Genomic DNA, 13,220 nt, shown 5'->3' with positions numbered 1-13,220 from the left:
AGTTTAGTTGCAGTAAATGCGCGCGCCGCTCTTGTCGAACAGCAAGGCTTTCGCGGCATCAAAGCGCGCTTCCAGCGCCTGGCCCGAACGCAGGCTGCGGCCGTGCTTGCTCTCCATCACCACCATCACACCACTGGCCGATCGGCCATAGACAAAGGTCTCGCCACCCAGGTGCTCCAGCATGTCGATAGTGACGGGCAACGTGGCGCTGCCATCTTCGGCGAAATGCTCGGGCCGCACGCCGACCGACACCTCGGTCCCTACCGACGGCAGGTTGCCGTCCAGGGGCAGGTTCACCACCGCGTTGTCAAAACCTGCAAGCGTCACCTGGCACTGGTTCACGCCGTTGAAGCGGTTGTGGCCGGTGACGGTGCCGTCAAAGAAGTTCATGCGCGGCGAGCCGATGAAGCCCGCCACAAAGGTGTTGGCCGGGTTGTCGTACAGCTCCAGCGGCGCACCCACCTGCTCCACCACACCGGCACGCAGCACCACGATCTTGTCGGCCAGGGTCATGGCCTCCACCTGGTCGTGCGTCACGTAGATGATGGTGCTGCCCAACTCGCGGTGCAGGCGCGCAATCTCGATGCGCATGTGTACGCGCAGCTCGGCGTCCAGGTTGGAGAGCGGTTCGTCAAACAAAAATACCTGCGGGTCGCGCACGATGGCGCGGCCAATCGCCACGCGCTGGCGCTGCCCGCCCGACAGGGCCTTGGGCTTGCGCTCCATCAGCGGGTCCAGGCCCAGGATCTTGGCCGCGGCATCGACCTTGCTGGCCACCTCGGCTTTGGGCACACCGGCGTGCTTGAGCGCAAAGCCCATGTTCTCGCGCACCGTCATGTGGGGGTAGAGCGCGTAGCTCTGGAACACCATGGCAATGCCACGCTTGGACGGGTCCACATGGTTCATCACCTGGTCGCCAATGCGCAGCTCGCCGCTGCTGATGTCTTCCAAGCCCGAGATGGCGCGCAGGAGGGTGGACTTGCCGCAACCCGAGGGGCCCACGAAGACCACGAACTCGCCGTGTTTGATGTCCAGGTCCACGCCGCGGATGATTTCAATGTCGCCGAAGGACTTGCGAACCTGGGTGAGTTTGACGTCTGCCATGCTGTGTTCTCCTCGTTTTATTCTGCGCGCAGCGCCAGCACCTGTTCACCCATGCGGCGAGTGGACACGCGCACGGTAATCTCACCCACTGTCCCTGTGGTCTCCACCCAGAAGCCGGTGACCCCGCCCTTGAGCGTGATGGTGTCGGGCCCCAGCAGCTTGGCGGCACCGGTCACTTCCACGTGGATCACGTCGTCCAAGAAGGGCAGCAGGCGGCCCGCCTGGTCCAGCGTGCGGATGATGACGCGGGTGGCGTCCTTCTCATGGGCGTGTAGCACCGTGTCGTCCACCTGCACCTGCAGCGTGGTGGGCAGCGGATTGCCCGAGAGCTTGACCGTGGAGACGGCCTTTCCGTTGATGTAGCCGGTGACGGTGGCATCGCGCCACAGCATGCCCCAGGCGCCCAGGTCGTTCATGTTGACATGGCGGCTGTCGAAGATGACGGGGGCGTGCGGCAGGTGAGGGTAGCGCTCGCGGTCGGGCTCGGCGCGCTTGGCGGCAAAGTCGCCCACCTTCAGTTCCACATAGTCGCAGTTGGTCAGCACGATGAGGGGCAGCACCTCGCAGCGGTCTTTCTCGCCACGCGCCCAGTAGGTCACCGGCTCCAGCACCACCTGCTCGGTGGGGCTGCACTGGCTGGTGTAGCCCCAGGCGGCGAACTTGGGTTCGCGGAAGATGTCCATCACGCCGTGGTGGCAGATGCGGTCGCCCGCACCAAAGTCCTTGTGCGTGTTGTAGTCGTACATGCACCAGCCAATGGCGCCGCTGATGACGGGGTTCTCATAGGCCTTATTCAGCACATCCAGATGCCGGCTCACATGCTCTGCCTGGCGGTCTTCGGGGTCGATGCGCTTGGTGGGGTACATGTGGCCGTTGAATTCGGTCACCAGGTAGGGCACCTCGTGGTCCAGGCCGGTCACCTGGCGCGGCTGGCGCAGCGGTGTGGGAGCGATGCCCTTCATCCACTCAGGCGTGGCCACATGGCAGAAGTCGTTGACGGTGTACACGTCTTCGAGCAGCTCGCTGTTTTCGATGTAGCGCACGCCGCCGGTCTGGCGTGTTGTGTCCAGGCTGCGTGCCATGGCGTTGGTGCGGGTGTAGAAGTCGTGGTTGTCCTGCGATTCGTTGATGCGCACACCCCAGATGATGATGGAGGGGTGGTTCCAGTCCCGTTCCACCATGCGGCGCACGTTCTCGACCGACTCGTCCTGCCAGGCCTGGCCACCGATGTGCTGCCAGCCCGGGATTTCTTCAAACACCAGGAGGCCAATTTCGTCGCAGCGATCCAGGAAATAGGTGGACTGCGGGTAGTGCGAGGTGCGCACCAGGTTGCACTTCAGCACGTCCTTCATCACGTCGGCATCTTTGGCCTGGGCGCGCTGGCCCATGGCGTAACCCACGTAGGGGAAGCTCTGGTGGCGGTTCAGGCCGCGGATCTTGACGTGCTTGCCATTGAGGAAAAAGCCTTCGGTGGTGAAGCGTGCGGTGCGGAAGCCAAAGCGGGTGCTGAGCTGGTCCTGGTTGGACAGCGTGGCGCGGACGACGTAGAGCTGTGGTGCGTCCAGTTCCCAGAGGTGCAGGCCGGAGAGCTTGTCAAAGCGGGCCTCAAAGTTTTCGCCCGACACGTCCACGGTCTGCTGGTTCAGCACCATGCCGTCCACGGTGCAGAGCTCTACGAGTGCAGTGCCGCTGACGGCGGCCTTGCCGGGATTGGCAATGAAGCCTTTCACCAGAACGCCCTTGGCATCGCTCAGTTCATTTGAAGTTTCGACCTTGAGGTTGGCAATGGAGACCGGGTCGGTCACCTGCAACCAGACGTCGCGGTAGATGCCGGCGTAGGTCAGGTAGTCGATCTGGCCGCCGAAGGGTGGGATCTCGGGGTTCTCGCTGCCGTCCACCTTTACGGTGATGAGGTTGTCACCTTCTTTCAGCAATCCGGTAAGGCGGGCGGTGAAAGGCGTGTAGCCATCCTTGTGTGCGACCACCTGCTGGCCGTTGACCCAGACCACGCTGTTGGCCATGGCGGCATCAAAGCGCAGGCTGACTTCGCGCTTGGCGAACTCGGGCTTCCAGGCCAGGGTGTACTGGTAGCCAAATTCCTTCTGGTAGCTGCGTTCGTCCAGGTAAGTCAGGTCCAGGTCCACCGCATTGTGCGGCAGGCGCACGGCGGTGCCTGCGGCGGCTGTGTTGACGAGTGCAGACGAAAAAGAGGTGTGGAAAGTCCAGCCCGAGACGAGCTTGCTGACGGTACGCATGTGAAAAACCTTATTTGACGGAGCCCAGCATGCCCTGTACGAACTGCCGTTGCATTGCGAAGAACACCACAAGGGTGGGAAGGGTGGCGAGCACGGCGGCGGCCATGATCACGCCAAAGTCGGGGAAATAGGCCGAGCCCAGTGAGGACAGCACCAGCGTGATGGTCTTGAGTTCGGGCGACTGCAGCACGATGAGGGGCCAGAGGAAGTTGTTCCACGCCGCCATGAAGATGATGACGAAGGCCGCCGCGTAGGTGGAGCGCATCACCGGCATGTAGACGAAGAGGAAGATCTGCCATTCCTTGAGGCCATCCAGGCGTGCGGCCTCGCGCAGCTCGGACGGGAAAGCCTTGGTGCTCTGGCGGAAGTAGAAGACGATGTAGGCCGAAGCCAGCGCAGGCAGGATCACGCCCAGGTGCGTGTCCAACAGATCAAACTGCGCCATCAGGATGAACAGCGGGATCATCAGCGCGGCAAACGGCACCATCAGCGTGAGCAGCAGGCCGTTGTAGACGCGCTCGCGGGCCTTGGAGCTGAACACCTCGAAGCCATAGCCGGCCATGGACGAGATCACCAGCGTGAAGAGGCCGCCGATGATGGCAATCTTGCTGGAGTTCCAGAACACCTGGGCAATGTCAAAACTCTTGTTCAGCTTGGCCAGGTTGTCCAGCAGCGCGCCGCCCAGGGCCAGCTTGCCCTTGGTCACGTCCACTGACGCGTTGGTGGCACCTATGACCATCCAGGCAAACGGGAACAGCGACACCAGAGCCATGAGCCCCAGGAACAGGTAGACGCCGCCCATGCGGAGTTTTTCGGTCCAGTTGGTCATGTCAGTTGCGCTCCCGGGCTGCGTAGAACTGGATGCACGCCAGCGCAGCCACCAGCGCCACGATGACGTAGGACACCGTGGCGGCGTAGCCGAAGTTGGGCACAAACTTGAACGACAGGTTGTAGATGTACATGGACAGCGTGAGCGTGTTGTCCGAGAACACGGTGCCCACGGTGGTGATGTTCATGGGCTCGTCAAACAGCTGCAGCGTTCCGATGGTGGACGTGACCGTGGTGAACAGGATCACCGGTTTGAGCGAGGGTATGGTGATGGAGACAAAGCGGCGGTAGGCCGAGATGCCATCGATGCGGGCGGCCTCGTAAATCGACTTGTCGATGTTCTGCATGGCCGCCAAGTAGAAGATCATGTTGTAGCCCGTCCAGCGCCAGGTGATGGCGATGATGATGACCACCTTGGACCAGAACGCGTCATTGAGCCAGGGAATCGGCTCGCTGATCAGACCCAGCCAGGCCAGGCCATGGTTGACCAGGCCGTCATACGAAAACATGCTCTTGAAGACGACCGAGTACGCCACCAGCGAGGTCACGCAGGGCAGGAACACCGCCGTGCGCAACAGCCCGCGAAAGCGAAGGTTGGGCATGTTCAGGCAGCTGGCCATGACCAGCGCCAGCAAGAGCATGATGGGCACCTGGATCACCAGGAAGATGCAGGTGTTTTGCAGGGCTTTGAGGAACACCGGGTCGCGGACCAGACGTTCCACGTTGCCCGCGCCTACGAATTCAACTACCGTCCCTTGCCCGGCGTGCAGGGACATCCACAGCGACTGGAGAATCGGATAGGCCATGAAGACCCCGATCAGCCCCAGTGCAATGGAAACAAATAGCCAACCGTTGACGTCGTAAAAACGCCGGTAGCTGGTCGTAGGCGTGGGCCCCATGGTGTTCCTCTGGTCCAGTTACTTGATTTGCGATGCGAGCTGGTTGTGGATGTTTTCCAGCGCCTTCTCCACCGGCAGACCTTGTGCCAAAGCAGGCAGTTGGGCGGCCACGGCAGCGTCACCTTCGGCGGTGTAGATGCCGTAATTCACGCTAGGCACCTTGCCCATCCAGTCGCTGAACTGTTGCCACACCTTGGCGCCACCGAAGAACGGGTCGGCTTCGGAGTAGGCCTTGCCATTGCGCGAGGCCAGCAGGGAGCCCACGGCACCGCGCGACTGCAGGATGGTCTGGTAAAAGTCCACATCCTTGGCGTAGATCTCGTTCAGGAAGTCCGCTGCTGCAGCCTTTTCCTTGCCGCTGGAGAGCACGTACCAGCTGGAACCACCCAGGTTAGACGCGTTCACGGCGCCGGGCACCTCCAGGCGCGGTGTGGCCGCTACCGCCCACTTGCCGGCCTGGCTGGCTTCGGCCTTCACCGAGCCGGTGATCCACACACCGGTGATGACGGAGGCCACATCACCCTTGTTCAGCGCGCCGGTCCACTCGCCCCAGCCGGAGGTGGGCTTGTAGATGCCGCTGGACATGAACTTGGCCTGCACCTGCAAGGCTGCCTTCAGGGCGGGGTTGTTCTTGATGTCGAGCTTGCCTTCCTTGTCGAAGTACCAGCGGCCGGCCGACTGCATCATGATGCGGATGCTGGCGATGTCCTGGGGATCCATGGCAAACATCTTTTTGCCGGTCTTGGCTTCGACCTGCTTGCCGATCTCGATGTAGCGGTCCCAGGTGATGTTCTGCATGTCTTTGTCGCTGAAGCCGGCCTGCTTGATCAGGTCGCTGCGGTAGTACATGCCGGAAACGCCCGTATCAAAAGGCACACCGTAGACCTTGCCGCCCAGGGTCATGAGGTTGACCTTGTAGTTGGCAAAACCCTTGTAGTCCACCTTGCCGCTCAAGGACTCGAAGGCGCCGGGGAAGGAGCGCAGGTACTTGGGCGCGTTGTAGTCTTCCACCAGCACGATGTCCGGCAGGGTCTTGGTCACGCCGGAGGCCAGCGTGGTCTGCAGCTTCTGCTCCAGGTCGCCCTTGGCCATGTCGACGATCTTGAATGTCACGCCGGGGTGCTTCGCGGTGTAGCGCTTGGCCGCCTCTTGCATGATGGCGATGTTGAAGTTGGGGTCCCAGGCCCAGATGGTGACTTCACCCGCGTGGGCGGCGTGGCTGGCCATCAGGCCGGTGGTGCTGAGGGCCAGGCCGATCATGGCGCTGAGGGTGCTGCGTTTGGCGAAATTCATGGTGTGTTTTCCTGTCTCTGTGTCAATGAATGTGATGGCAAGGGGCGCTCAGTAAAACTCTGGTGCGCGTGGCTTGTTGTCTCCGGTAAGCGTGTAATGACGGTGCTGCGACTGGCATCCTTTCAAAAATTTAAGCGGTTAAATTTTCGGGTCGACTTCAAACCCCCGTTCGCTGACTTACCAAGGGCATGGCGCTTTCCGTCATGCCCTTGAACACCTCGAAAATTAAAATTTAAGCGGTTAAATTCAGCAATTTTTGGAGTATACCTATGGGTGTTCGCAAATTAGTCGGGTCCTAGGGTAAGTCCTAGGATTCAAAAAACGTATCAATCGATGCCAATTCACAGGAAGTTGCAGCGCACATGGCCACCTTGAGTGAAGTCGCCCGCCTGGCCGGTGTTACCACCGCTACCGTTTCCAACGTGTTGCGCAACACGCAGAAGGTGAAGCCCGCCACGGTGCAAAAGGTGCAGGAGGCCATTGCTGCCACCGGCTACCGCCCCAACCTCATGGCCCGCGCGCTGGCCGAGGGCAAGTCGTCCATGGTGGCGCTGGTGCTGCCGGACATCAACAACCCGTTCTACCCCGAGTTCGTGCGTGTGGCCGAGCGCGTGGCGCGGCACCGCAACTACTTCCTCATGGTCTGCAACACCGACGAGCGCCCCGACATCGGCCGCGCCTACCTGCACCAGATTGCAGGAACTTTGGCCGACGGAGTGCTGGTGCTGCACACGGGTATCAGCGCGGACGACATCAATGAGTTGAAAACGCGCCGTTCCCCCATCGTGCTGGCGTCGGAGGAGAAAGTGGACCTGGGCGACAACATCCCCCACGTGGTGGTGAACTTCCACCGTGCGGGTGAGATCGCCGGCCAGCACCTGCTGGCGCTGGGACACACGCGCATCGGCGCCATCGTGGGCTGTGGCCTGGAGGGCATGCAGTTGGGGCGGCTGAACGGTTTCAAGAGTGCACTCGATGCCGTCGGCATCACCCTGGAAGATTCCAGGGTTCGCAATGTCAGCGACACCGTGGCCGGTGGACACGAAGCGACCGACTCGCTGCTGGCAGAGCACCCCGACCTCACCGCCATCTTCTGCACCAATGACCTGATGGCCTACGGTGCCTCCCAGGCGCTGGCCGATCGCGGCATCCGCATTCCGCAAGATATTTCGCTCATCGGCGTGACGGACATCCAGATGGCCAGGGACATGCGCCCCGCGCTCACCACCGTGGCCCTGGGCATTGAGCAGGTGGCCACCATCTCCATCAACCTGCTGCTGGACCTGATCGAAAACCCGGCCCACGAGCCCACCATCGTGCAGGTGCCGGACCCGGTGCTGGTGGTGCGTGCGTCTACGGGGCCGGTACGGGCGGGTTAGCCGTCAATTTGCTATCAAAACAGAAGCTGTTTGCCCATATTCCACGGGGGCTAAAGACTGTTTTGACTCGGACTTTGATTGTCAGACGTCGATATTGCCAGCGCGCAGGGCGTTGGTTTCAATGAAGTCACGACGGGGCTCCACCTCATCGCCCATCAGCATGGTGAACACGCGGTCGGCTTCGATGGCGTCGTCGATCTGCACCTTGAGCAGGCGACGCACGGTGGGGTCCATGGTGGTTTCCCACAGTTGGGATGGGTTCATCTCGCCCAGTCCCTTGTAGCGCTGGCGGCTGCTGGTCCGTTCGGCTTCGCCGATCAGCCAGCCCATGGCTTCGCGGAAGTCGGAAACCTTCTCTTCCTTCTGGCGCTCGCCTTCGCCGCGCATCACACGCGCGCCTTCGGACAGCAGTCCCTTGAAGGTGTTGGCGGCTTCTGCCAGCGCAGCGTAGTCAGCGCCGTGCACAAAGTCCTGTGTCAGCACACTGCTCTTCACGTTGCCGTGGTGGCGGCGGCTGATGCGCAGAATCGGCTTGTCGGTGCGCGCATCAAACTCGCCCGCCACTTCGGCATCGGGCAGCTTGGCTTGCAGTGCAGCGGCAGATACTTCGGCATCGGCCACGGTGTCCAGGTTCAGTGCCACGCCGTCGGCCACGGAGCGCAGGGCCTCGGCATCCATGAAGTTTTTCAGGCGCGCGATCACGGCTTGTGCGATCTGGTGCTTGCGCGCCAGTTCGGCTAGCGTGTCGCCGCTGATGGTGGTGCCATTGGGGCCGCCGGTATAGACAGACGCATTGACCAGCGCCACGCGCAGCAGGAAGCTGTCGAGCTCGCTCGGGCCTTGCAGGTACAGCTCTTCCTTGCCGCTCTTCACCTTGTACAGCGGAGGCTGGGCGATGTAGATGTGGCCGCGCTCCACCAGTTCGGGCATCTGGCGGTAGAAGAAGGTCAACAGCAGCGTGCGGATGTGCGCGCCATCAACGTCGGCGTCGGTCATGATGATGATGCGGTGGTAGCGCAGCTTGGCGACATTGAAGTCGTCGTTGCCGGTGCTACCACCCGCCTTGCCGATGCCGGTTCCGAGTGCGGTGATCAGCGTCAAAATTTCGTTGCTGGTCAGCAGCTTTTCGTAGCGGGCTTTTTCCACGTTCAGAATCTTGCCGCGCAAGGGCAGGATGGCCTGGAATTTACGGTCGCGCCCCTGCTTGGCGGAGCCACCGGCGGAGTCACCCTCGACGATGTAGATCTCGCACATCGCAGGGTCCTTCTCCTGGCAATCGGCCAGCTTGCCGGGCAGGCCCATGCCGTCCAGCACACCCTTGCGGCGTGTCATGTCGCGGGCCTTGCGCGCCGCTTCACGGGCACGGGCCGCTTCGATGATCTTGCCGACGATGATCTTGGCATCGTTGGGGCGCTCTTCCAGGTAGTCGGCCAGCAGCTTGCCCACGATGTCTTCCACAGGGCCGCGCACTTCGCTGGATACCAGCTTGTCTTTGGTCTGGCTGGAGAACTTGGGTTCGGGCACCTTGACCGACAACACGCAGCACAGGCCTTCGCGCATGTCATCACCGGTCACTTCGACCTTGGCTTTCTTGGCCAGTTCGTTCTGTTCGATGTACTTGCTGATGACGCGGGTCATCGCGGCACGCAGTCCGGTCAGGTGGGTGCCGCCGTCGCGCTGCGGAATGTTGTTGGTGAAGCACAGCACTTGTTCGTTGAAGCCGCTGTTCCACTGCATGGCTACTTCGACACCAATGTTGGTGCCCTGGTCGCTCTGGCGGTCGCCCATGGCATGGAACACATTGGGGTGCAGGACGGTTTTGCCTTTGTTCACGTAGTTCACAAAGCCCTGCACGCCACCGGCGCCGGCAAAGTCGTCTTCCTTGCCGCTGCGCTCGTCCTTGAGGCGAATGCGCACGCCGTTGTTCAGGAAGGACAGCTCGCGCAGGCGCTTGGAGAGGATTTCGTAGTGGAAATCGTTGTTCTCTTTGAAGATCTCGGTGTCGGGCAGGAAGTGCACCTCGGTACCGCGCTTCTCGGTATCGCCAATCACCTTCATCGGCGAGACTTCCACGCCGTTTTGCGTTTCGATCAGGCGGCCTTGCACAAAGCCCTTGGAGAATTCCAGCGTGTGCACCTTGCCATCGCGGCGGATGGTCAGGCGCAGCATCTTGGACAGCGCATTCACGCAGGACACACCCACGCCGTGCAGACCGCCGGATACCTTGTAGCTGTTCTGGTTGAACTTGCCGCCGGCGTGCAGTTCGGTCAACGCGATTTCGGCGGCCGAGCGCTTGGGCTCGTGCTTGTCGTCCAGCTTGATGCCGGTCGGGATGCCGCGGCCGTTGTCGACCACGCTGATCGAGTTGTCGGAGTGGATGGTGACCAGGATGTCATCGCAATGGCCGGCCAGCGATTCGTCGATCGAGTTGTCCACCACCTCGAACACCAGGTGGTGCAAACCGGTGCCGTCCGACGTGTCGCCGATGTACATGCCAGGACGCTTGCGCACGGCTTCCAGGCCTTCCAGAATCTGGATCGAGCCTTCGCCATAGGCCTCGGTCGCGCCGGCCTGGTTGGTGTCAATGGTGGGCTGGAAGTTGGAACTGTCTGTGCCGGCATCGCCCGTATGGACCAGGCCATCGTTGTTTTCGGGGCTGGGGGCAGACTTGTTTTCTTCGGTCATGGCTAACTTTCTCACGATTCTTTAATGACCAAACCCCCGAAGGCCGGGGGTTTGGTTGTGCGGGCAGCTACTGTTTTTATAGCGTCAGATTCTCATGGGCATCACGACGTACTTGAAGGTCGCGTTGTCGGGGATGGTGATCAGCGCTGAGCTGTTGCCGTCCGACAGCTCCACTTTCACCATGTCCTGGCTCATGTTGCTCAGGGCATCGATCAGGTAGGTGACGTTGAAGCCGATCTCAATGCTGTCTCCGCCGTAGTCGATGTCCAACTCGTCCACGGCCTCTTCCTGCTCGGCGTTGTTGGACGCTACACGCAGGCTGCCGGGGTCGATGTTCAGGCGCACGCCCTTGAACTTGTCGCTGGTCAAAATCGCGGTGCGTTGCAGCGTGGCCAGCAGGGCCGTGCGGCCCAGCGTGATGCCGTTCTTGTGGTTCTTGGGGATGACGCGGTTGTAGTCGGGGAACTTGCCTTCGACCAGTTTGGTCACGAACTCCATGCCGTCAAAGGTGAACTTGGCCTGGTTGTTGGCGAATTGCATTTCGATCGCGCCTTCAGCGTCGCTCAGCAGGCGTTGCAGTTCGATCACGGTCTTGCGCGGCAGGATCACTTCCTGCTTGGGAACCTCCACATCCAGTGTGGCGGATGCAAATGCCAGGCGGTGGCCATCGGTAGCCACCAGGCTGAGCTGCTTGCCTTCGGCGACAAACAGAATGCCGTTGAGGTAGTAGCGGATGTCATGCACTGCCATGGCGAAGGACACCTGGCTCAGCAGGTCCTTCAGGGTCTTTTGCGGCACGCTGAACACGGGGCCGAAGCTGGCGCTCTCCTGCACCAGCGGGAAGTCTTCGGCCTGCATGGTCTGCAGCGTGAACTTGCTTTTGCCGCCCTTGAGGATGATCTTGCTCTGGCTGGACTCCAGCGACACGGTCTGATCGCCCGGCATGGTGCGCAGGATGTCGATGAGCTTTCGCGCGCCGATGGTGGTGGTGAAGTTGCCGGTGTCGCCACCCAGGTCGGCTGTGGTGCGGATCTGGATTTCCAGGTCGCTGGTGGTCAGCTGGATGGAGGTGCCGGTCTTGCGCAGCAGCACATTGGCCAGGATGGGCAGCGTATGGCGGCGCTCGACAATACCGGCCACGGATTGGAGAACCGATAGAACCTTGTCTTGCGTTGCCTTCAATACGATCATGTCAACCTCTTTTTAAACTTAGTCATGTATGCCATGTCAAAAAAGCACGGCATTTACGAACAATCCCACCATTTTCACCTTTTTTCACAGTGACTCGCCGTGAGTAGGCACATGTTTTTGTATCAACCCTTCAGGGTTTGCTCCAGCACATGGAGCTGCTGGTTCAGCTCGGTGAGTTGTTGACGCTCGCCACCAATTTTCCGCACCGCATGCAGCACCGTCGTGTGGTCGCGCCCGCCAAACAGCTCGCCAATCTCGGGCAGGCTCTTCTGGGTCAGTTCCTTGGCCAGGTACATGGCAATCTGGCGCGGCCGGGCAATGCTGGCGGGACGCTTCTTGGAATACATGTCCGCGACCTTGATCTTGTAATAGTCCGCCACGGTTTTCTGGATGTTTTCCACAGAAATCTGCCGGTTCTGGATGGAGAGCAGGTCACGCAGGGCTTCCCGGGCCAGTTGGATGGAAATTTCTTTCTGGTTGAAGCGCGAATAGGCGAGGATCTTGCGCAGCGCTCCTTCCAGCTCACGCACGTTGGAACGCACGTTTTTGGCAACAAAGAACGCCACCTCCTCGGGCATGTCTGAACCCTCAGAGCGCGCCTTGTTGATCAGAATCGCCACCCGCATTTCCAGCTCTGGCGGCTCAATCGCCACTGTCAGGCCCGAGTCAAAGCGGGACACCAGACGCTCGTGAATGTCCGTCAGGCCCTTGGGATAGGTGTCGCTGGTCATCACGATGTGCGACTTTTTGGCTAGCAGCGCCTCAAAGGCGTTGAAAAACTCTTCCTGGGTGCGGTCCTTGTTGGCAAAGAACTGCACATCGTCGATCAACAGCAAATCCAGGGAGTGGTAGCGCTCCTTGAATTCATCGAAAGTTTTGCGCTGGTAGGCCTTAACCACATCAGAAACAAATTGTTCCGCATGGATGTAGAGAACTTTGGCGCCCTGCTTGTCCGCCAGCAGTCGGTTACCCACCGCATGCATCAGGTGGGTCTTGCCCAAACCTACACCGCCATAGATGAATAGGGGGTTGTACAAATGGCCCGGCATGGTAGCGACATGCATGGCCGCTGCGCGTGCCATGCGGTTGGCAGTTCCCTCAACCAGGCTTTCAAAAGTCAGCAAGCTGTTGAGCCGGTTTTTCGGTCCGCCCGCCATACGGTCTTCACCAACATACGCCTCTTCGACGACTGCAGCGGGTTCCGCCGTGCGTGGAACAAAACTAGATTTAGCGGGAGATTCTCTGGGAGTGATCGCTAACTCAACCTGAACGGACTGGCCATACAGCTTCTCCAACAAGCCAGCGATGCGACCGCTGTATTGCGCCCGGACCCAGTCCAGCTTGAAGCGGTTAGCCACAAAAATAGTGACCTTGGAGATATCGTCCTGCACCTGTGCGGTGAGAGGCTTGATCCAGGTGTTGAACTGTTGTTCAGGCAATTCCTGTGCGAGCTGATCGATGCAGCTTTGCCACAGGCTTTGGCCGAGTTCTAGGCCGCTGGAATCGGAAGAAGTGTGGGAGTGTCCCTGGGTCATTGGGTGGTCAGCTTCTGTGGATAGTTATTGTTTGCTGCGAGCTGGATTGTA

General features: G+C 60.6%; 9 protein-coding genes. 1 reads left to right on the top strand and 8 read right to left on the bottom strand.

The window, feature by feature from the left end; genetic code table 11:
* Window positions 1-3 precede the first annotated feature (3 nt).
* From AC07OE_RS15995 to AC07OE_RS15975, 5 genes are read right to left on the bottom strand one after another with little or no spacing between them, the layout of a single operon-like run.
* A complete protein-coding gene (locus AC07OE_RS15995; protein ID WP_495071564.1) occupies window positions 4-1,104 on the bottom strand; it encodes an ABC transporter ATP-binding protein in 1,101 nt (366 codons plus the stop codon).
* 17 nt (window positions 1,105-1,121) lie between these two features.
* The gene (locus AC07OE_RS15990) at window positions 1,122-3,359 is read right to left on the bottom strand and encodes a glycoside hydrolase family 2 protein (RefSeq protein WP_495071563.1); all 2,238 of its coding nucleotides are present in this window, start codon (window positions 3,357-3,359) and stop codon (window positions 1,122-1,124) included.
* A 10-nt stretch (window positions 3,360-3,369) separates the two neighbouring features.
* A complete protein-coding gene (locus AC07OE_RS15985; protein WP_495071562.1) occupies window positions 3,370-4,188 on the bottom strand; it encodes a carbohydrate ABC transporter permease in 819 nt (272 codons plus the stop codon).
* Window position 4,189: 1 nt separating this feature from the next.
* Window positions 4,190-5,086: a carbohydrate ABC transporter permease gene (locus tag AC07OE_RS15980; RefSeq protein WP_495071561.1), complete on the bottom strand. Its 897-nt coding sequence runs from the start codon at window positions 5,084-5,086 to the stop codon at window positions 4,190-4,192.
* An 18-nt stretch (window positions 5,087-5,104) separates the two neighbouring features.
* A complete protein-coding gene (locus AC07OE_RS15975) occupies window positions 5,105-6,379 on the bottom strand; it encodes an ABC transporter substrate-binding protein (protein ID WP_495071560.1) in 1,275 nt (424 codons plus the stop codon).
* Between the two features lie 362 nt (window positions 6,380-6,741).
* On the opposite strand from AC07OE_RS15975, the gene AC07OE_RS15970 reads away from it, so the two are divergent.
* Entirely contained in the window at window positions 6,742-7,758 is a 1,017-nt protein-coding gene (locus AC07OE_RS15970; protein WP_495071559.1) for a LacI family DNA-binding transcriptional regulator, read from the top strand.
* Between the two features lie 81 nt (window positions 7,759-7,839).
* Here the strand turns inward: AC07OE_RS15970 and gyrB are convergent, their stop codons facing one another.
* The 3 genes from gyrB to dnaA all read right to left on the bottom strand — a co-directional run bounded on the left by gyrB (window position 7,840) and on the right by dnaA (window position 13,169).
* Window positions 7,840-10,443: a DNA topoisomerase (ATP-hydrolyzing) subunit B gene (gene gyrB, locus AC07OE_RS15965; RefSeq protein ID WP_495071558.1), complete on the bottom strand. Its 2,604-nt coding sequence runs from the start codon at window positions 10,441-10,443 to the stop codon at window positions 7,840-7,842.
* An 84-nt stretch (window positions 10,444-10,527) separates the two neighbouring features.
* Entirely contained in the window at window positions 10,528-11,634 is a 1,107-nt protein-coding gene (gene dnaN, locus AC07OE_RS15960) for a DNA polymerase III subunit beta (RefSeq protein WP_477886311.1), read from the bottom strand.
* Between the two features lie 122 nt (window positions 11,635-11,756).
* The gene (gene dnaA, locus AC07OE_RS15955) at window positions 11,757-13,169 is read right to left on the bottom strand and encodes a chromosomal replication initiator protein DnaA (protein ID WP_495071557.1); all 1,413 of its coding nucleotides are present in this window, start codon (window positions 13,167-13,169) and stop codon (window positions 11,757-11,759) included.
* Window positions 13,170-13,220 lie beyond the last annotated feature (51 nt).

This window comes from Rhodoferax sp. GW821-FHT09E07, from assembly GCF_059416145.1.
This window is presented reverse-complemented; position numbering and strand designations above follow the sequence as displayed.

What these genes read in the sequence shown, in the direction of transcription:
- AC07OE_RS15995 (WP_495071564.1), bottom strand. Translation starts at nt 1,104, where the DNA reads ATGGCAGACGTCAAACTCACCCAGGTTCGCAAGTCCTTCGGCGACATT.
- AC07OE_RS15990 (WP_495071563.1), bottom strand. Translation starts at nt 3,359, where the DNA reads ATGCGTACCGTCAGCAAGCTCGTCTCGGGCTGGACTTTCCACACCTCT.
- AC07OE_RS15985 (WP_495071562.1), bottom strand. Translation starts at nt 4,188, where the DNA reads ATGACCAACTGGACCGAAAAACTCCGCATGGGCGGCGTCTACCTGTTC.
- AC07OE_RS15980 (WP_495071561.1), bottom strand. Translation starts at nt 5,086, where the DNA reads ATGGGGCCCACGCCTACGACCAGCTACCGGCGTTTTTACGACGTCAAC.
- AC07OE_RS15975 (WP_495071560.1), bottom strand. Translation starts at nt 6,379, where the DNA reads ATGAATTTCGCCAAACGCAGCACCCTCAGCGCCATGATCGGCCTGGCC.
- AC07OE_RS15970 (WP_495071559.1), top strand. Translation starts at nt 6,742, where the DNA reads ATGGCCACCTTGAGTGAAGTCGCCCGCCTGGCCGGTGTTACCACCGCT.
- gyrB (WP_495071558.1), bottom strand. Translation starts at nt 10,443, where the DNA reads ATGACCGAAGAAAACAAGTCTGCCCCCAGCCCCGAAAACAACGATGGC.
- dnaN (WP_477886311.1), bottom strand. Translation starts at nt 11,634, where the DNA reads ATGATCGTATTGAAGGCAACGCAAGACAAGGTTCTATCGGTTCTCCAA.
- dnaA (WP_495071557.1), bottom strand. Translation starts at nt 13,169, where the DNA reads ATGACCCAGGGACACTCCCACACTTCTTCCGATTCCAGCGGCCTAGAA.